At 61.3% G+C, this 18,406-nt stretch carries 17 protein-coding genes; 9 read left to right on the forward strand and 8 right to left on the reverse strand.

All coding sequences use genetic code 11. The features are described from left to right. Nucleotides 1-44 precede the first annotated feature (44 nt). The 8 genes from cmoB to ACLH0I_RS06130 form a co-directional block, all read right to left on the reverse strand. Nucleotides 45-1,001: a tRNA 5-methoxyuridine(34)/uridine 5-oxyacetic acid(34) synthase CmoB gene (gene cmoB / locus ACLH0I_RS06095; RefSeq protein ID WP_186705432.1), complete on the reverse strand. Its 957-nt coding sequence runs from the start codon at nt 999-1,001 to the stop codon at nt 45-47. After that, nucleotides 998-1,741: a carboxy-S-adenosyl-L-methionine synthase CmoA gene (cmoA, locus tag ACLH0I_RS06100; protein ID WP_411386564.1), complete on the reverse strand. Its 744-nt coding sequence runs from the start codon at nt 1,739-1,741 to the stop codon at nt 998-1,000. The genes cmoB and cmoA overlap by 4 nt, the downstream gene beginning before the upstream one ends. A gap of 156 nt (nt 1,742-1,897) precedes the next feature. Beyond that, nucleotides 1,898-2,533 (reverse strand): lysoplasmalogenase, encoded by a 636-nt coding sequence (locus tag ACLH0I_RS06105; RefSeq protein WP_411386565.1) that lies wholly within the window; start codon nt 2,531-2,533, stop codon nt 1,898-1,900. A gap of 2 nt (nt 2,534-2,535) precedes the next feature. Beyond that, nucleotides 2,536-2,928 carry a protease inhibitor I42 family protein gene (locus ACLH0I_RS06110; protein WP_186705434.1) on the reverse strand — a complete coding sequence of 131 codons (393 nt, stop codon included), beginning with the start codon at nt 2,926-2,928 and terminating at the stop codon, nt 2,536-2,538. Nucleotides 2,929-3,136: 208 nt separating this feature from the next. Next, the gene (gene lon, locus ACLH0I_RS06115; RefSeq protein ID WP_250964509.1) at nt 3,137-5,551 is read right to left on the reverse strand and encodes an endopeptidase La; all 2,415 of its coding nucleotides are present in this window, start codon (nt 5,549-5,551) and stop codon (nt 3,137-3,139) included. A gap of 152 nt (nt 5,552-5,703) precedes the next feature. Next, nucleotides 5,704-7,017 carry an MFS transporter gene (locus tag ACLH0I_RS06120; RefSeq protein WP_186705435.1) on the reverse strand — a complete coding sequence of 438 codons (1,314 nt, stop codon included), beginning with the start codon at nt 7,015-7,017 and terminating at the stop codon, nt 5,704-5,706. Nucleotides 7,018-7,442: 425 nt separating this feature from the next. After that, nucleotides 7,443-8,684, reverse strand: a complete 1,242-nt coding sequence (locus ACLH0I_RS06125; protein WP_411386566.1) for an HlyC/CorC family transporter — start codon at nt 8,682-8,684, stop codon at nt 7,443-7,445. Between the two features lie 12 nt (nt 8,685-8,696). After that, nucleotides 8,697-9,509: an inner membrane protein YpjD gene (locus tag ACLH0I_RS06130; RefSeq protein ID WP_053118690.1), complete on the reverse strand. Its 813-nt coding sequence runs from the start codon at nt 9,507-9,509 to the stop codon at nt 8,697-8,699. 196 nt (nt 9,510-9,705) lie between these two features. Between ACLH0I_RS06130 and ffh the strand changes: the two genes are divergently transcribed. The 9 genes from ffh (at nt 9,706) to thrC (ending at nt 18,288) form a co-directional block, all read left to right on the forward strand. Then, complete coding sequence (ffh, locus tag ACLH0I_RS06135) at nt 9,706-11,082, forward strand: signal recognition particle protein (RefSeq protein WP_003198085.1); 1,377 nt, start codon at nt 9,706-9,708, stop codon at nt 11,080-11,082. 251 nt (nt 11,083-11,333) lie between these two features. After that, nucleotides 11,334-11,585 (forward strand): 30S ribosomal protein S16, encoded by a 252-nt coding sequence (rpsP, locus tag ACLH0I_RS06140; RefSeq protein WP_003198088.1) that lies wholly within the window; start codon nt 11,334-11,336, stop codon nt 11,583-11,585. A gap of 5 nt (nt 11,586-11,590) precedes the next feature. Beyond that, a complete protein-coding gene (rimM, locus tag ACLH0I_RS06145; RefSeq protein ID WP_186705437.1) occupies nt 11,591-12,127 on the forward strand; it encodes a ribosome maturation factor RimM in 537 nt (178 codons plus the stop codon). Then, complete coding sequence (trmD, locus tag ACLH0I_RS06150) at nt 12,109-12,882, forward strand: tRNA (guanosine(37)-N1)-methyltransferase TrmD (protein ID WP_170845966.1); 774 nt, start codon at nt 12,109-12,111, stop codon at nt 12,880-12,882. Before rimM ends, trmD begins: the two co-directional genes overlap by 19 nt. 45 nt (nt 12,883-12,927) lie before the next feature. Continuing rightward, on the forward strand, nt 12,928-13,278 hold the full coding sequence (gene rplS / locus ACLH0I_RS06155; protein WP_003175895.1) for a 50S ribosomal protein L19: 351 nt from the start codon (nt 12,928-12,930) through the stop codon (nt 13,276-13,278). Between the two features lie 133 nt (nt 13,279-13,411). Further along, a complete protein-coding gene (gene xerD, locus ACLH0I_RS06160; RefSeq protein WP_207966394.1) occupies nt 13,412-14,308 on the forward strand; it encodes a site-specific tyrosine recombinase XerD in 897 nt (298 codons plus the stop codon). Nucleotides 14,309-14,607: 299 nt separating this feature from the next. Next, nucleotides 14,608-15,339: a DsbC family protein gene (locus tag ACLH0I_RS06165; RefSeq protein ID WP_411386567.1), complete on the forward strand. Its 732-nt coding sequence runs from the start codon at nt 14,608-14,610 to the stop codon at nt 15,337-15,339. 132 nt (nt 15,340-15,471) lie between these two features. Next, the gene (locus ACLH0I_RS06170) at nt 15,472-16,776 is read left to right on the forward strand and encodes a homoserine dehydrogenase (protein WP_411386568.1); all 1,305 of its coding nucleotides are present in this window, start codon (nt 15,472-15,474) and stop codon (nt 16,774-16,776) included. Nucleotides 16,777-16,878: 102 nt separating this feature from the next. Next, a complete protein-coding gene (thrC, locus tag ACLH0I_RS06175) occupies nt 16,879-18,288 on the forward strand; it encodes a threonine synthase (protein ID WP_411386569.1) in 1,410 nt (469 codons plus the stop codon). Nucleotides 18,289-18,406 lie beyond the last annotated feature (118 nt).

Raw genomic sequence — 18,406 nt, forward strand, 5'->3', positions numbered from 1 at the left:
CGAGCAAGCTCGCTCCCACAAGGGTTTTGTGGTGCTTGGACTGGTTATTTACGCGCCACAATCACCGCCCGCATCGGCGCAGGCAGCCCTTCGATGGTCTTGCTGTGGTCGGCGGGGTCGAGGAAGTCGCTCAGGGACTGATATTTCATCCATTCGGTGCTGCGCTGTTCTTCCACGGTCGTCAGGCTCACGTCCACGCAACGCACATCGCTGAACCCGGCGCGGCGCAGCCAGCGTTCCAGGGCCGGGACCGACGGCAGGAACCACACGTTGCGCATCTGCGCGTAGCGGTCTTCGGGCACCAGCACCTGGTGTTCGTCGCCTTCGATCACCAAGGTTTCCAGCACCAGTTCACCGCCCTTGACCAGGCAATCCTTCAAGGCCAGCAAGTGTTCGATCGGCGAGCGACGGTGGTAGAACACGCCCATGGAAAACACGGTGTCGAAGCCTTCCAGTTCCGCTGGCAGGGCCTCGAAGGGGAACGGCAGATGCCAGGCGTTGGGCTGCGACAGGTAGCGCTGCACCGCCTGGAACTGGCAGAAGAACAGCCAGTTGGGATCAACGCCGATCACCGTGTCAGCCCCGGCGCCGAGCATGCGCCACATGTAGTAGCCGTTGCCGCAGCCCACATCGAGAATGCGCTTGCCCTTGAGGTCCAAGTGCGGGGCCACCCGCGACCACTTCCAGTCCGAGCGCCATTCAGTGTCCACGTGCACGCCGAACAGGTCGAACGGCCCTTTGCGCCAGGGTGACAGGCCCATCAGCGCGGTACGCATTTGCCCACGGGTTTCGTCGGAGCAATCAGCGTCGAGCGTCAGGCCGTTCAGCAGGTCGACGGTGGTGGGTTGCAAGACCGGCAGCGCATCGAGCGCGCTTTGCCAGCGCTCCAGGTCGCCGTGGCCCTTTTCCATCTTGCTGTCGAGTTGCGTCTGCAGCGTCGCGGCCCAATCGGCCAGGGGCGTGCCGGCCAGATGGCGGGCGAGGGGGGACAGATCGATCATGGCAGGGCAATCAACGAGGCGAAGTTAAGACACTGGAACCACGGCACGACTTTCGAGAACCCGGCCGCCAAGAGGCGCTCGCGGTGTTCTTCGAGGCTGTCGGGCTTCATGACGTTTTCGATGGCGCTGCGTTTCTGGGCAATTTCCAGTTCGCTGTAGCCGTTGGCGCGCTTGAACGCCACGTGCAGGTCGGTGAGCAGGGCGTGTTCCTCGGCGTCGTTGAAGCGTAGCTTTTCCGAGAGGATCAGGGCTCCGCCCGACAGCAAGGACTGGCGAATGCGGCTCAACAGTGCGGTGCGTTGGTCCGGCGCGATGAATTGCAGGGTGAAATTCAGCGCCACCACCGAGGCCGGCTGGAACGCCAGGGCGAGGATGTCGCCTTCGATCACTTCCACCGGCAGCAGCTCTTGGAACATCGAGTCCTGGCCGTTGAGGTATTCACGGCAGCGTTCGACCATCGCCGCCGAGTTATCCACCGCGATCACCCGGCAACCGTCGGTGCGCACATGACGGCGCAGGGCCTGGGTCACGGCGCCCAGGGACGAGCCAAGGTCGTAGAGCACGCTATTGGGCTGGGCGAATTGCGCGGCGAGCACGCCGAGGTTTTCGACGATGGTCGGGTAACCCGGCACGGAACGCTTGATCATGTCCGGGAACACCCGCACCACGTCCTCGTTGAAGGCGAAGTCCGGCACTTGGGCCAGGGGTTGGGCGAATAGACGATCGGGGTCTTTGCTCACGGCGGTTCCAGCGGCATGGGTGGTGAAAAGGCCGGCATTTTAACCAAAAAACCTGTGGGAGCGAGCTTGCTCGCGATAGCGGACAGTCAGTTGATAAAGGTGCTGACTGACCCACCGCTATCGCGAGCAAGCTCGCTCCCACATTTTGATCTCTGTTTAACGATGTTTTTGCGGGAACGCCGACGCGGTGATGCCCCATTGCCCCAGCCAGTAACTGATGATGATCAGGTAAGGCGCGGCATGGAAGGGCTGCACGAACCGGTTGATGCCGATCAGGCTGTCGGAAAGCACAAAGGCCAGCGCCCCGGCGGCGGCCAGCCAGGCCGAACGCTTGGGTACATCGGTGCCCAATCTTGCCAACGCTCGCCAGAGCATGGCGCTGATGGCCAAACCATAAACCACCACCGGCACCAGCAACGGCCCGAGACCGCTCGACACCAGGATCCCCAACAGCACCGCGCCGATGCCCAAGGCCAGGGCCAACGGCCGCAGTGCCGGGCGGCGACAGTCGCTGAGGTAGGCTTTCAGGTAGGCCAGGTGTGCCAGCAGAAACGCGCCGAGGCCGAACACGAACAGATCCCCCGGCCAGGCCAGCAGCACATCGCCCACCAGGGAAAAAATCAGCCCGAGGCTGATCCAGCGTCGATAGTCGCCGGGCGGCGCATCGTGCAGCCAGCCGAGCAGGGCCAGCACCGGCATGGGCTTGACCAGCAGGCACAGCAACGTGGCATGCATGGCCAAGCCGTACAGGTAGGTGGCCGCACCCATCAGTGCGAGGATCAGCCAGCCCACGGTCAGTTCACCGCAATGGCGCAGTCAAAGGTTTCCACCGGCGGCACTTCCGGTGCCCAGGGCTGTTGATAAGTCAGGCGCAAGCGCCCGGTGCCGGCGTTGAACGCCTGGAAGCGCCAGGTCGAGACACCGGCAGCGCCAACGATGCCGGCGTCTTCCGGGTTGCGATAGACCTCCGGCCCGAGGCCTTTCAACACACCGCCGGCCGAATCCTGGATCGCCCAGCGGTAACCGGTGCTGGGGTTGCTGGGCAGGCTCAGGATCAGGTTTTGTCCGTTGTTGAGCCGGACCGGGCACTGGCTCAGTTTTTCCACGGTCACGTTGTGGCTGGTTTGCGTGGCGCAGGCGCTCAGCAGCGCGAGGCTGAGGGGGACGAGCAGGCGAGTGAGGGACATAAGGGCTCCGGCATTCACGACGAACGGCGAGCATAACCGAAGATGCTACTGGGTGTGTCAGCTGGAGAAGTGTTGTTTGTGAGGGCCTCATCGCGAGCAGGCTCGCTCCCACAGGGGATTTGTGGTGTTCACAGCATTTGTGATCCACACCGAACCCTGTGGGAGCGAGCTTGCTCGCGATGAGGCCAGTCCAGCCGCTACAGGAACATCAGAACAACACCTTCGCCACATCCGCAAACCGCTTGGCAAAGTGCACCGTCACGCCTTCCTTGAGGTAGTCCGGCAGTTCTTCGAAATTGCCCCGGTTGGCTTCCGGCAGGATCAGTTCGTTGATCTTCTGCCGGCGCGCCGCGATGACCTTCTCGCGCACGCCACCAATGGGCAGGACATGCCCGGTGAGGGTCAGTTCGCCGGTCATGGCCACGCCTTTTTTCGGCGGCTGGTTGCGAGCCAGGGACAGCAAGGCGCTGGCCATGGTGACGCCGGCGCTCGGGCCGTCCTTGGGCGTGGCGCCTTCCGGCACGTGCAGGTGAACGAAGGCCTCGTCGAAGAACTTCGGATCGCCGCCAAATTGCTTCAGGTGCGAACTGACGTAGCTGTGGGCGATTTCCGCCGACTCCTTCATCACCTCGCCCAGTTGCCCGGTCAGCTTGAAGCCGCGATTGAGGGTGTGGATGCGCGTCGCTTCGATCGGCAAGGTCGCGCCGCCCATGCTGGTCCAGGCCAGGCCGGTGATCACCCCGACGCCGGACAGTACCTGTTCGTTGCGGAACACCGGTTTGCCCAGGGATGCCTCAAGATCCTTCGGCCCGAGCTTGATCACCGCTTTTGGCTCTTCGATCAGCTTCATCACCGCCTTGCGCACCAGTTTGCCCAGCTGTTTCTCCAGCTGGCGCACCCCGGCCTCGCGGGCGTAACCGTCGATCAGGGCCTTGAGGGCGCTGTCGTTGATGCTCAGGCTGCCCTTGGACACGCCGGCCTTGGCCAGTTGCTTGGGCCACAGGTGGCGCTTGGCGATGGCGACTTTTTCTTCGGTGATGTAGCCCGACAGGCGGATCACTTCCATCCGGTCCAGCAGCGGCCCGGGGATCGAGTCCAGGGTGTTGGCGGTGCACACGAAGAGCACTTTCGACAGGTCCAGGCGCAGGTCCAGGTAGTGGTCGAGGAATTCGACGTTCTGTTCCGGGTCGAGGGTCTCCAGCAAGGCCGAGGCCGGATCGCCCTGGTAGCTCTGGCCCATCTTGTCGATTTCGTCGAGCATGATCACCGGGTTCATCACTTCGACATCCTTGAGCGCCTGCACCAGTTTGCCCGGCTGGGCACCGATGTAAGTGCGCCGATGGCCCTTGATCTCGGCTTCATCGCGCATGCCGCCGACACTGAAGCGGTAGAATGGCCGGCCCAGGGACTCGGCGATGGATTTGCCGACACTGGTCTTGCCCACGCCCGGCGGGCCCACCAGCAGCACGATGGAACCACTGATTTCGCCTTTATAGGCACCGACGGCGAGGAATTCGAGGATGCGGTCCTTGATGTCGTCCAGGCCGGCGTGGTGCTGGTCGAGCACCTTGCGCGCATGCTTGAGGTCGAGTTTGTCCTGGCCATACACGCCCCACGGCACCGACGTCGCCCAATCCAGGTAATTGCGGGTGACGGCGTATTCCGGCGAGCCGGTTTCCAGGATCGAGAGTTTGTTCATCTCCTCTTCGATACGCTTTTGCGCCTGGGCCGACAACACCTTGCCTTCCAGCCGCTGCTCGAACTGCTCGAGGTCGGCGCTGCGGTCGTCCTTGGTCAGCCCCAGTTCCTGCTGGATGACCTTGAGCTGCTCCTTTAGGAAGAACTGGCGCTGATGTTCGCCGATCTTGTTATTGACCTCGGCGGAAATCTCTTTCTGCAACCGCGCCACTTCGACTTCCTTGCGCAGCATCGGCAGCACTTTCTCCATGCGCTTGAGCATGGGCACGCAATCGAGCACTTCCTGCAGTTCATTGCCGGTGGCGGAGGTGAGCGCGGCGGCAAAGTCGGTGAGTGGCGAAGGGTCGTTGGGGCTGAAGCGGTTGAGGTAGTTCTTCAGCTCTTCGCTGTACAGCGGATTGAGCGGCAGCAGTTCCTTGATCGCATTGATCAGCGCCATGCCGTAGGCCTTGACCTCGTCGGTCGGCTCGCTCGGCTGGTGCGGGTATTCGACCTCCACCAGGTACGGTGGGCGATGGTGCTTGAGCCAGGTGCGGATGCGCACGCGGGTCAGGCCCTGGGCGACAAACTGCAATTTGCCGGCTTCCCGGCTGGCGTGGTGCACCTTCACCAGCGTGCCGTACAGCGGCAGCTTCGAGGTGTCGAAATGACGCGGGTCTTCCTGGGGTGTGTCCATGAAGAACAGCGCCAGGGAATGATGTTCGGACTTGGCCACCAATTCCAGGGTTTCGGCCCACGGTTCTTCGTTGACGATGACCGGCAGCACCTGGGCCGGGAAGAAGGGACGATTGTGGATGGGGATGATATAGACCTTGTCCGGCAGGTTCTGGCCGGGCAGGGCCAGGCCGGTACCGGAGGAGGTGTGTTCGACGTGTTCGGAGTCAGCGTATTCGTGAGTGGCTTCAGTAGAGTGCTGGTCGCTCATGGGGCACCTGCGCAATGGGGTATGGGTCTTAGATGGGGCAGGTGGGGGGTGGTTTCAATGGTGGGGGATTGTTAACGGTTATTTCATTGGTGGCCGTTCAGGCTGGCGACAGGTTGGCGTGGCGAGGCGCGGAGCCTCGCCACGGGCCCGGCCTAGGCGACCCGATTCAAGTCGTTATGGCGAGTTTCCTTCAAGCACAACACCGCGATGACGCTGAGCAGCGCGGCCGCTGAAACATAGCCCCCGACATAACTCAAGCCGCCCATCGCCACCAGTTTCTGGGCGAAAAATGGCGCGGCCGAGGCACCGACGATGCCGCCCAGGTTGTAGGCCGCCGAGGCGCCGGTGTAGCGCACATGAGTCGGAAACAGTTCCGGCAGCAAGGCACCCATGGGGGCGAAGGTCACCCCCATCAGGAACAGCTCGATGCACAGGAACAACGCCACGCCGCCCGTGGAACCGTGGGTCAGCAAGGGTTCCATGAGGAAGCCCGAGGCAATCGCCAGCAGGCCGCCAATGATCAGGATCGGTTTGCGGCCGTAGCGGTCGCTGGCCCAGGCGGACAACGGGGTCGCAGCGGCCATGAACAGCACGGCAAAGCACAACAGGCCCAGGAATGTTTCGCGACTGTAGCCGAGGGTGGACACGCCGTAGCTCAGGGAGAATACCGTCGAGATGTAGAACAGCGCGTAACACACCACCATCGCCGCCGCGCCCAGCAACGTTGGCGCCCAGTACTGGCTGAACAGCTCGACCAGCGGCACCTTGACTCGCTCCTGGCGGGCCACGGCATTGGCGAACACCGGGGTTTCGTGGAGCTTGAGGCGCACGTAGAGACCGACGATCACCAGCACGGCGCTGAGCAGGAACGGAATTCGCCAGCCCCAGGAGCGGAATTGCTCGTCGTCCAGGCTCATGGCCAGGGTCAGGAACAAGCCGTTGGCCGCCAGGAAACCGATGGAGGGCCCCAGTTGGGGGAACATGCCGAACCAGGCACGCTTGCCTTTAGGAGCGTTCTCGGTGGCAAGCAGAGCCGCGCCGCCCCATTCGCCACCCAACCCCAGGCCTTGGCCAAAACGCAGCACGCACAACAGGATCGGCGCCCAGGCGCCAATACTGGCATAGCCGGGCAACACGCCGATGAGCGTGGTGCACACGCCCATCAACAACAGGGACGCCACCAGTGTGGACTTGCGCCCGATCCGGTCGCCGAAATGGCCGAACAGCGCCGAACCCAGCGGACGGGCGAGGAAGGCGATGCCGAACGTCAGGAAGGACGACAGCATCTGTGCCGTGCCTGAGGTTTGCGGAAAGAACACTGGCCCGATCACCAGGGCCGCAGCCGTGGCGTAGACGTAGAAATCGTAGAACTCGATGGCGGTGCCGATGAAACTCGCGGTCGCCACGCGAGTGGCCGAGTTGGTCGGCTGGGCAGTCACTGCCTCGTTGCAGGTAGCGGTCGTCATGCGGTTATCCCTGACAGTCATATGCTCCGTTGGAGCGAATTATTATGGTCGAACCCCCAGGGATGTGGGCGGGTATCCCGTCGCTGTTTCGGGTATGAACAGCCCCAGGGGTGCTGCGGATCTTGTCGATGGTCTGGCCGGAACCAGCCAAGTGCGGGGTAGGCACGGGGTTCGGGCGGGGCTGGGTAAGCGGGTTGAGTATAGGAAGGGGGCTAATGAATCAACAAGTGAGCCCGCACACAATATTGAGGCGTGCGCCGAGCTTTTTGTGGCGAGGGGATTTATCCCCGTTGGGCTGCGCAGCAGCCCCAAATACAGTCAACTCAATTTGCCTGGCATACCGAGCTGTCGGGTTTTGGGGCCGCTGCGCGACCCAGCGGGGATAAATCCCCTCGCCACAAGGGCTATCAGGTCCAGACAGGGATTCAGGAAACAGCAGGCACCGAGCTGTTATGCCACGCCAGCACCTGGCTGACGCGGTTGTCCACGGTCTCGATGATTTCCAGCCGATAACGGCCGATCTTCAGGCAGACCGGACTTTCGGGAATGGTTTCCAAGGCTTCGGTCACCAACCCATTGAGGGTCTTGGGGCCGTCGCAAGGCAGGTGCCAGCCCAGGGTCCTGTTCAATTCGCGGATCGATGCCGCGCCATCGATCATCAGGCGGCCGTCGGGCTGGGGATGAACGTGGGGATTGTCGAGGCTGTGCTCGCTCTCGAATTCGCCGACGATTTCTTCGAGGATATCTTCCAGGGTGACAATACCCAGCACTTCACCGTATTCGTCCACCACCATGCCCAGGCGCCGCTGCTGCTTGTGGAAATTCAACAGTTGCAGCTGCAGTGGCGTGCTTTCGGGCACGAAGTAAGGCTCGTGGGAAGCCGTCAGCAGCGCTTCCTTGGTCAGGCTCGCGTCCGCCAGCAAATGACGGATCTGGCGGGTGTTGAGCACCGCTTCGACCTGGTTGATGTCGCTGTGGAACATCGGCAGGCGGGTACGCCGGTTCAGGCGCAGCTGTTCGATGATGTCGCCGATGGGGTCGTCGAGGTTGATCCCATCGACCTCGCTACGGGGTACGAGGATATCGTTGACGGTGATGTTGTCCAGGGCGTGGATGCCGGAAATCGGATGCAGCCGGCCGCTGCCGTGCTCGGATTCCTGCTCGCTACGCGGTGGCGCGGGCATTTCGTCGTCGCTCTGCTGCACCATGCCGGGCTTGCGAGCGAAGGGGCGCAGCAACAACTGGCTGGCGCCATTCAACAGCCAGGCAAACGGGTAGAGGATCTTCAGCGGGATGCCCAGCAAGGTGTTGCCCAATGCCAGCACCGCGTCGGGCTGACGGCTGGCCAGGGTGCGCGGCAGGTAGTCGGCGAACACCAGCAGGGCGGCGCTGGTGCCGAGCCAGGCGACCCACGGGCCGTTTTCCAGCCAGGTAAAAACGGCCAGCAACGTGCCGATGACCACGGCCAAGGCGCGACAAAGGGTATTGCACAGGATCAGGCTGGCCAGCGGGAAGGTCAGCGCCGCCAGCGGTTTGTCACTGGCGCGCGAGGCTGTGCGCTGGGCCAGCAGGTATTGCTGGGCGGCTTCGATGGCCGTGAACAGGGCCGACCAGAGGATCAGCACCACCAGCACGGCGAACAACGGCGCTACGGGCAACGTATCCATCAGGGCCGTCCGTCAGATATGCAGGATGTATTCACGAACCAGCTTGCTACCGAAGTACGCCAGCATCAGCAGGCAGAAACCGGCCAGGGTCCAGCGAATCGCTTTGTGTCCACGCCAGCCGAGGCGGTTGCGGCCCCACAGCAGCACGCTGAACACGACCCACGCCAGGCACGCCAGCAGGGTCTTGTGTACCAGGTGCTGGGCGAACAGGTTCTCGACGAACAACCAGCCGGAGATCAGCGACAGGGACAATAGGGTCCAGCCGGCCCAGAGGAAGCCGAACAACAGGCTTTCCATGGTTTGCAGCGGCGGGAAGTTGCGGATCAGTCCGGACGGGTGCTTGTGCTTGAGCTGGTGATCCTGCACCAGCAGCAACAAGGCCTGGAACACGGCGATGGTGAACAGGCCGTAGGCGAGGATCGACAGCAGGATGTGGGCGAGGATGCCTGGCTCTTCGTCGATGATCTGCACGGTCCCCGACGGCGCGAACTGCGCCAGCAGCACCGTGGCCAGCCCCAGCGGGAACAGCAGCACCAACAGGTTCTCCACCGGGATGCGCGAGCAGGCCAGCAGCGTCAGGGCGATCACGGCGACGGCGATCAGGCTGGCGGCGTTGAAGAAATCCAGGCCCAGGCCGATCGGCGTCATCAGGTGGGTATAAAGGCTGGCCGCGTGGCCGAGCACGGCCAGCACGCCAAGCGTGACCAGCAGGCGTTTGTTCGCCTTGGCGCCGGTGGCCAGGCGTGTGCCTTGATAGAGGGTCGCAGCGGCATAAAGACAAGCGGCGGCGAGGGTGGCAAGCAAGCTGGGTGACAAGGGGAGCATAAATCCTGTTAGGCAAGCCCGAAAGGCGCTGAGTTTGGCATAGAACCCCCTCGACACGAAAGACCACTGCAAGGTGTACGCCGCACGCTTCTTCGCTATAATCCGCGACCTGCCCACGCCGCAGGCTCGCCGAGCACATTTTTCACGGTCTGGGCCGCCATTATCCCGGTCTCATCTGGGCCTGAAAGGATCGCGCATGTTTGAAAACCTAACCGACCGTCTCTCGCAGACGCTGCGCCATGTCACCGGCAAGGCGAAACTGACCGAGGACAACATCAAAGACACCCTGCGCGAAGTGCGCATGGCGTTGCTCGAAGCCGACGTCGCCCTGCCGGTGGTCAAGGACTTCGTCAATTCGGTCAAGGAACGCGCCGTCGGCACCGAAGTGTCGCGCAGCCTGACGCCGGGCCAGGCGTTCGTGAAGATCGTCCAGGCCGAGCTCGAAAGCCTGATGGGCGCCGCCAACGAAGACCTGAACCTCAGCGCCGTACCGCCAGCGGTGGTGCTGATGGCCGGCCTGCAGGGCGCGGGCAAGACCACGACAGCCGGCAAGCTGGCGCGCTTCCTTAAAGAGCGCAAGAAGAAGTCGGTGATGGTGGTGTCGGCGGACATCTACCGTCCGGCGGCGATCAAGCAGCTGGAAACCCTGGCCAACGACATCGGCGTGACGTTCTTCCCGTCCGACCTGAGCCAGAAGCCGGTGGACATCGCCCAGGCGGCTATCAAAGAAGCCAAACTGAAATTCATCGACGTGGTCATCGTCGATACCGCCGGTCGCCTGCACATCGATGAAGAGATGATGGGCGAGATCAAGGCGCTCCATGCCGCGATCAACCCGGTGGAAACCCTGTTCGTGGTCGATGCCATGACCGGCCAGGACGCGGCCAACACCGCCAAGGCGTTCGGTGACGCGCTGCCGCTGACCGGCGTGATCCTGACCAAGGTCGATGGTGACGCCCGTGGCGGTGCCGCGCTGTCGGTGCGTGCCATCACTGGCAAGCCGATCAAGTTCATCGGTATGGGCGAGAAGAGCGAAGCGCTCGAGCCGTTCCACCCCGAGCGTATCGCATCGCGTATCCTCGGCATGGGCGACGTGCTCAGCCTGATCGAGCAGGCCGAGCAGACCCTCGACAAGGACAAGGCCGACAAACTGGCCAAGAAGCTGAAGAAGGGCAAGGGCTTCGACCTCGAAGACTTCCGCGACCAGCTGCAACAAATGAAGAACATGGGCGGCCTTGGCGGCCTCATGGACAAACTGCCGAACATCGGTGGCGTGAACCTGGCGCAGATGGGCAATGCCCAGGGCGCGGCTGAAAAGCAGTTCAAGCAGATGGAAGCCATCATCAACTCCATGACCCCGGCCGAGCGCCGCGACCCTGAGCTGATCAGCGGTTCGCGCAAGCGCCGTATCGCCATGGGTTCCGGCACCCAGGTGCAGGACATCGGCCGCTTGATCAAGCAACACAAGCAGATGCAGAAAATGATGAAGAAATTCTCCGCCAAGGGCGGGATGGCCAAGATGATGCGCGGCATGGGCGGTATGTTGCCCGGCGGCGGCATGCCGAAAATGTAAAGAATCTGCGCCGGCTGTCATGTCGGCGTTGCCCCGCACGGATGCGGGGACCTCCAGCAAACCCGCGCTACGTGGGAGCTGACCTGCCGTTTTTCATGACGGCTCTATGGCAAATCTTGATCGCATGGCGCCAGGCGCCGGAAAAAGACATTTGCAAAAGTCCGGATATTCCTTAGAATATGCGGCCTTTCGGGCACCTATGCCCGCTGTGCATTTAGATTTGCAGCACCGACTACAGGAACGATGTTCACATGCTAACAATCCGTCTTGCCCTTGGCGGCTCCAAAAAGCGCCCGTTTTACCACCTGACCGTAACCGACAGCCGCAACCCGCGTGACGGTTCCCACAAGGAGCAGGTTGGTTTCTTCAACCCTGTTGCCCGTGGTCAGGAAGTTCGTCTGTCCGTGAACCAAGAGCGCGTAGCCTACTGGCTGAGCGTTGGTGCACAACCTTCTGAGCGCGTTGCTCAGTTGTTGAAGGAATCGGCTAAGGCTGCGGCCTGAGCAATATGAACGCGACGCCAAAAGATGCCGGTGATTTGATCGTTGTCGGCAAGATCTATTCTGTACATGGCGTTCGCGGCGAAGTGAAGGTGTATTCCTTTACTGATCCGATCAAGAACCTGTTGGAGTACAAAACCTGGACGCTCAAGCGCGAAGGTAGCGTGAAACAGGTGGAGCTGGTCAGTGGACGCGGGAACGACAAGTTCCTGGTCGCAAAGCTCAAGGGTCTCGATGATCGTGAAGAAGCACGTCTTCTGGCCGGTTATGAGATCTGCGTGCCGCGCAACCTGTTCCCTGAACTGACCGACGGCGAGTACTACTGGTACCAGCTGGTGGGTCTGAAGGTCATCGACCACCTCGGGCAATTGCTCGGGAAAATCGATCACCTGCTCGAGACCGGTTCGAACGATGTCATGGTGGTCAAGCCTTGCGTCGGCAGCCTGGATGATCGCGAACGCCTGTTGCCCTATACCGAGCAATGCGTGTTGGCCGTCGACCTTGCCGCAGGCGAGATGAAGGTGGAATGGGATGCGGATTTCTAAACGTGGCTAATTTGCGCGTTGAAGTCATCACATTGTTTCCCGAGATGTTTTCCGCCATCAGCGAGTACGGCATAACCAGCCGCGCGGTGAAACAGGAGCTGTTGCAGCTCACCTGTTGGAATCCGCGGGACTACACCACGGATCGACATCACACTGTGGACGATCGCCCGTTTGGCGGTGGTCCGGGCATGGTGATGAAGATCAAGCCCCTGGAAGATGCGCTGGTTCAGGCCAGGACTGCAGCCGGGGAGGGTGCGAAGGTGATCTACCTGTCGCCCCAAGGCCGCCAGCTGACTCAGTCGGCGGTACGCGAGCTGGCGAATTCGGATGCATTGATCCTGATTGCCGGCCGTTATGAAGGCATTGACGAGCGTTTCATTGAAGCTCATGTCGATGAAGAGTGGTCGATTGGCGACTATGTACTGTCTGGCGGCGAGCTGCCGGCGATGGTCCTGATCGATGCGGTTACACGACTGCTGCCTGGAGCTTTAGGGCATGCAGATTCCGCCGAGGAAGATTCCTTTACGGATGGTCTGCTGGATTGCCCGCACTACACCCGACCGGAGGTGTATGCGGATCAGCGTGTTCCCGACGTGTTGCTAAGTGGCAACCACGCGCACATCCGGCGTTGGCGTTTACAGCAGTCCCTTGGTCGGACCTATGAACGACGCGCCGATCTTCTGGAAAGCCGCTCGCTTTCTGGAGAAGAGAAGAAGCTGCTCGAGGAATACATCCGCGAGCGGGACGATAGTTAACAACGTATCGATGGTGAGTCCGACGACTTGCCTTAGGAGCACAGCATGACTAACAAAATCATCCTTGCACTCGAAGCAGAGCAGATGACCAAAGAAATCCCTACCTTTGCCCCGGGCGACACCATTGTCGTTCAGGTGAAAGTGAAGGAAGGCGACCGTTCCCGTCTGCAAGCGTTCGAAGGCGTCGTTATCGCCAAGCGTAACCGTGGCGTGAACAGTGCATTCACCGTTCGTAAAATCTCCAACGGTGTCGGCGTAGAGCGTACTTTCCAGACCTACAGCCCGCAAATCGACAGCATGGCTGTCAAGCGTCGCGGTGACGTACGTAAAGCCAAGCTGTACTACCTGCGTGACCTGTCGGGTAAAGCAGCTCGCATCAAGGAAAAACTGGCTTAAGTCCAGCTTCCGATGCAAAAAAAAGCAGCCTGCGGGCTGCTTTTTTGTTGCCTGCGATTTGTGCTTTGAGCACCCTGCATAGCTTCATTTCCATTTTCGATGCCGTGTGTGCCCGCATCTTTCAAGAGTCTTTATGCCTGCCATCGATCATCCGCTGATAGACCAGTTTCTCGATGCCCTGTGGCTGGAGAAGGGACTGTCCGATAACACCCGCGGTGCCTACCGCAGCGATTTGGCACTGTTTAACGGTTGGTTGCAGGAAAATAACCTGGAACTGATCAATGCCGGCCGGGAGTTGATCCTCGATCACTTGGCGTGGCGCCTGGAGCAGAACTACAAACCGCGCTCGACTGCGCGGTTTCTCTCCGGCTTGCGTGGGTTCTATCGCTATTTGCTGCGGGAAAAGCTCATCGCGGTGGATCCGACCTTGCGCGTGGAAATGCCGCAGTTGGGCCGTCCGCTGCCCAAGTCCCTGTCGGAAGCCGATGTGGAGGCGTTGCTGGCGGCGCCCGACCTCAGTGAGGCCATCGGCCAGCGCGACCGGGCCATGCTGGAAGTCTTGTACGCCTGTGGCCTGCGTGTCACCGAGCTGATCAGCTTGACGCTGGAGCAAGTCAACCTGCGCCAGGGTGTGCTGCGGGTGATGGGCAAGGGCAGCAAGGAGCGCCTGGTGCCAATGGGCGAGGAAGCGATCGTCTGGGTCGAGCGTTACATGCGCGATGCCCGTCATGAACTGCTGGGTGGGCGTCCCAGCGATGTGCTGTTCCCCAGCCTGCGCGGCGAGCAGATGACCCGCCAGACCTTCTGGCACCGCATCAAGCACCAGGCCAAGGTGGCCGGGATCAACAAATCCCTCTCGCCCCACACCTTGCGTCATGCCTTCGCCACACACCTGCTCAACCATGGCGCCGACCTGCGGGTGGTGCAGATGCTGCTTGGCCATAGCGACTTGTCCACCACCCAGATCTACACCCATGTGGCTCGGGCACGGTTGCAGGACTTGCATGCCAAGCATCATCCCCGCGGCTGAACGGTGCTCCGTTTTTGTGGCGAGGGAGCTTGCTCCCGTTGGGCGCGAAGCGCCCCTGTTACAGATGCCACTGCTTTCAAAAAAAGAGAGTTCCATTTGCGGCTGCTGCGCAGCCGAGCGGGAGCAAGCTCCCTCGCCACAGGATTTTGATAACTGTTCGTTGTGTGTTGTCGTGCGTCACCGGCATTCGGTCACGCCAGCCTTCTGTGGTAGGCTTTGTCGGTTTGCACAGTGGGCGGTTGGAACCCGAATCTGCGGGTCGGCGTTTCCCGTCTCATTTGTTCGCCTCAGGAGTCCCCATGCGTTTGATCCAGATGTTCACCGCCGCCGCCATTGCGTTGGCCAGTACCTTTGCCATCGCCGACGACGCGGCCGACAAGGCTATCCGCAAAAGCCTGGAAAACCTTCAGCTCGACGTGCCGATCGACACCATTTCGGCCAGTCCCATGGCCGGCCTGTATGAGGTCAAGCTCAAGGGCAGCCGCGTGCTTTATGCCAGCGCCGACGGCCAATACATCGTCCAGGGCAACCTGTTCGAGCTCAAGGACGGCAAGCCGGTCAACCTCACCGAGCTGACCGAGCGCCAAGGCATTTCCAAGTTGATCAACGGCATTCCGGTCGCTGAAACCGTGGTTTATCCGGCCATCGGCGAAACCAAGTCCCACATCACCGTGTTTACCGACACCACCTGCCCGTATTGCCACAAGCTGCACGCAGAAGTGCCGGAACTGAACAAGCGCGGCATCGAAGTGCGTTATGTGGCATTCCCGCGCCAGGGCCTGGGCTCGCCGGGTGATGAGCAGTTGCAGGCGGTCTGGTGCTCCAAGGACAAGAAAGCGGCCATGGACAAGATGGTCGACGGCAAGGAAATCAAGGCCTCCCAGTGCGAGAATCCGGTTTCCAAGCAGTTTGCCCTCGGACAGTCAATAGGTGTGAACGGTACGCCGGCGATTGTTTTGGCCGATGGTCAGGTAATTCCGGGCTACCAGCCAGCGCCACAAGTGGCCAAACTGGCCCTCGGCGCGAAATGATCATGGGCGATCCGCTTTCGAAGATCACGGCTCGGCGAAAACGTTCGTCGGGCCGTTAAACACAGAGTCGCGTTGCTGCGCGGCTGTATTTCACGGCCGACCTTGCGTCGGCCGTTTCATGGGGAGTCAAGAGTGAATCCGGTCAAAGTAGGCATCTGTGGGTTAGGTACCGTCGGTGGCGGCACCTTCAACGTACTTCAGCGCAACGCCGAGGAAATTTCTCGTCGTGCCGGGCGTGGGATCGAAGTGGCACAAATTGCCATGCGCACGCCAAAGCCTCAGTTCCAGACGACCGGTATTGCGATTACCAACGATGTGTTCGAAGTGGCCACGAACCCTGAGATCGACATCGTCATAGAGCTGGTGGGCGGCTACACCGTTGCCCGCGAGTTGGTACTCAAGGCCATCGAGAATGGCAAGCATGTGGTCACCGCGAACAAGGCGCTTATCGCTGTTCACGGTAATGAGATTTTCGCCAAGGCCCGCGAGAGGGGTGTGATCGTGGCGTTCGAAGCCGCCGTGGCCGGTGGCATCCCGGTGATCAAGGCGATCCGCGAAGGCCTGTCGGCCAACCGTATCAACTGGGTCGCGGGGATCATCAACGGCACCGGCAACTTCATCCTCACCGAGATGCGCGAGAAGGGTCGCACCTTCGAAGACGTGCTCGCCGAAGCCCAGGCCCTGGGCTACGCAGAGGCTGATCCGACGTTTGACGTGGAAGGCATCGACGCCGCGCACAAGCTGACGATCCTGGCGTCCATTGCATTCGGTATTCCGTTGCAGTTCGACAAGGCCTACACCGAGGGCATCACCAAGCTGACCACCGCGGACGTGAACTACGCCGAAGCCCTGGGCTATCGCATCAAACACCTGGGCGTGGCGCGCAGCACCGCCAGCGGCATCGAACTGCGCGTGCACCCGACGCTGATCCCGGCCGACCGCCTGATCGCCAACGTCAACGGCGTGATGAACGCGGTGATGGTCAACGGCGATGCCTCTGGCTCGACGTTGTTCTACGGCGCTGGCGCGGGCATGGAACCGACGGCTTCTTCGGTCATTGCCGACCTGGTGGACGTGGTTCGCGCCATGACCTCCGACCCGGAAAATCGCGTGCCGCACCTGGCCTTCCAGCCAGACTCGTTGTCGGCTCACCCGATTCTTCCGATCGAGGCGTGCGAAAGCTCCTACTACCTGCGCATCCAGGCCAAGGACCATCCGGGCGTGCTGGCCCAAGTGGCGAGTATCCTCTCGGAACGCGGCATCAACATCGAGTCGATCATGCAGAAGGAAGTCGAGGAACACGACGGCCTGGTGCCGATGATCCTGCTGACCCACCGTGTGGTCGAGCAGAACATCAACGACGCGATCGCGGCGCTGGAAGCGCTCCAGGGTGTCGTTGGGCCGGTGGTCCGTATCCGCGTTGAACATTTGAACTAAGCAGCTACAAGCTGCAAGCTGCAAGCTCCAAGTAAAAGCAGATCCGCTTTTACTTGCAGCTTGTAGCTCACAGCTCGCAGCTCAAACCGAAGGTTTGCCCCTATGCGCTATATCAGCACCCGCGGCCAGGCACCGGCCCTGAATTTCGAAGATGTCCTCCTGGCTGGCCTGGCCACGGACGGCGGTCTCTATGTGCCGGAAAACCTGCCGCGTTTCACCCAGGAAGAAATCGCTTCCTGGGCCGGCCTGCCGTATCACGAGCTGGCGTTCCGGGTCATGCGCCCGTTTGTCACCGGCAGCATCCCGGACGCCGATTTCAAGAAAATCCTGGAAGAGACCTATGGCGTCTTTTCCCACAACGCCATCGCACCGCTGCGTCAGCTCAACGGTAACGAATGGGTCATGGAGCTGTTCCACGGCCCGACCCTGGCGTTCAAGGACTTCGCCCTGCAACTGCTCGGTCGCCTGCTGGACTACGTGCTGCAAAAGCGTGGCGAGCGCGTGGTGATCGTCGGTGCCACCTCTGGCGACACCGGTTCGGCGGCCATCGAAGGCTGCAAGCATTGCGAGAATGTCGACATTTTCATCCTGCACCCGCACAACCGGGTCTCGGAAGTACAGCGTCGGCAGATGACGACCATTTTTGGCGATAACATCCACAACATCGCCATCGAAGGCAACTTCGATGACTGCCAGGAAATGGTCAAGGCCAGCTTCGCCGACCAGAGCTTCCTCAAGGGAACGCGGCTGGTGGCGGTGAACTCGATCAACTGGGCGCGGATCATGGCCCAGATCGTCTATTACTTCCATGCGGCCCTGCAGCTGGGCGGTCCGGCCCGTTCCGTATCGTTCTCGGTGCCGACCGGCAACTTTGGCGATATCTTCGCCGGGTACCTGGCGCGCAACATGGGGCTGCCGATCAACCAGTTGATCGTCGCCACCAACCGCAACGACATCCTGCACCGCTTCATGAGCGGCAACCAGTACGTCAAGGAAACCCTGCACGCCACGCTGTCGCCTTCGATGGACATCATGGTGTCGTCGAACTTCGAACGCCTGCTGTTCGACCTGCACGGTCGCAACGGCGCGGCGATCGCCGGCCTGATGGACAGCTTCCGGCAGGGCGGCGGTTTCAGCGTCGAGCCTGAGCGCTGGACCGAAGCCCGCAAGTTGTTCGACTCCCTGGCCGTGGACGATGAGCAGACCTGCGAAACCATCGCCGAGGTGTTCGAGCAGAGCGGTGAGTTGCTCGATCCGCACACGGCCATCGGTGTCAGGGCCGCTCGTGAGTGCCGTCGCAGCCTGGACATCCCGATGGTGATCCTGGGCACGGCTCACCCGGTCAAGTTCCCGGAAGCGGTGGAGAAAGCTGGTGTAGGAAAAGCGCTCGAACTACCTGCGCATCTTTCTGATTTGTTTGAGCGAGATGAGCGATGCACCGTGTTGCCCAACGACTTGAAAGCCGTGCAGGCCTTTGTCAGCCTGCATGGCAATCGCGGCAAGCCACTCTGACCGCTTGAATCTGTCACATTTTGAAGCCCGTCTCCTGACGGGCTTTCTTGTTTCTGCATGCCAAACTGGCCGGGTTTTCGCCCTTGGAGGGATGGGCGAGTCATCTCGAAGGAAATGC

Source organism: Pseudomonas sp. MPB03, assembly GCF_046605385.1.
Lineage (GTDB): Bacteria > Pseudomonadota > Gammaproteobacteria > Pseudomonadales > Pseudomonadaceae > Aquipseudomonas > Aquipseudomonas zanjanensis.

Excerpts from the sequence above, each read along its gene's own strand:
- rplS (WP_003175895.1), top strand. The coding sequence starts at position 12,928 with ATGACTAACAAAATCATCCTTGCACTCGAAGCAGAGCAGATGACCAAA.
- cmoB (WP_186705432.1), bottom strand. The coding sequence starts at position 1,001 with ATGATCGATCTGTCCCCCCTCGCCCGCCATCTGGCCGGCACGCCCCTG.
- thrC (WP_411386569.1), top strand. The coding sequence starts at position 16,879 with ATGCGCTATATCAGCACCCGCGGCCAGGCACCGGCCCTGAATTTCGAA.
- lon (WP_250964509.1), bottom strand. The coding sequence starts at position 5,551 with ATGAGCGACCAGCACTCTACTGAAGCCACTCACGAATACGCTGACTCC.
- ACLH0I_RS06110 (WP_186705434.1), bottom strand. The coding sequence starts at position 2,928 with ATGTCCCTCACTCGCCTGCTCGTCCCCCTCAGCCTCGCGCTGCTGAGC.
- trmD (WP_170845966.1), top strand. The coding sequence starts at position 12,109 with ATGGGATGCGGATTTCTAAACGTGGCTAATTTGCGCGTTGAAGTCATC.
- ACLH0I_RS06130 (WP_053118690.1), bottom strand. The coding sequence starts at position 9,509 with ATGCTCCCCTTGTCACCCAGCTTGCTTGCCACCCTCGCCGCCGCTTGT.
- rpsP (WP_003198088.1), top strand. The coding sequence starts at position 11,334 with ATGCTAACAATCCGTCTTGCCCTTGGCGGCTCCAAAAAGCGCCCGTTT.
- ffh (WP_003198085.1), top strand. The coding sequence starts at position 9,706 with ATGTTTGAAAACCTAACCGACCGTCTCTCGCAGACGCTGCGCCATGTC.
- ACLH0I_RS06125 (WP_411386566.1), bottom strand. The coding sequence starts at position 8,684 with ATGGATACGTTGCCCGTAGCGCCGTTGTTCGCCGTGCTGGTGGTGCTG.
- xerD (WP_207966394.1), top strand. The coding sequence starts at position 13,412 with ATGCCTGCCATCGATCATCCGCTGATAGACCAGTTTCTCGATGCCCTG.
- ACLH0I_RS06120 (WP_186705435.1), bottom strand. The coding sequence starts at position 7,017 with ATGACGACCGCTACCTGCAACGAGGCAGTGACTGCCCAGCCGACCAAC.
- ACLH0I_RS06165 (WP_411386567.1), top strand. The coding sequence starts at position 14,608 with ATGCGTTTGATCCAGATGTTCACCGCCGCCGCCATTGCGTTGGCCAGT.
- rimM (WP_186705437.1), top strand. The coding sequence starts at position 11,591 with ATGAACGCGACGCCAAAAGATGCCGGTGATTTGATCGTTGTCGGCAAG.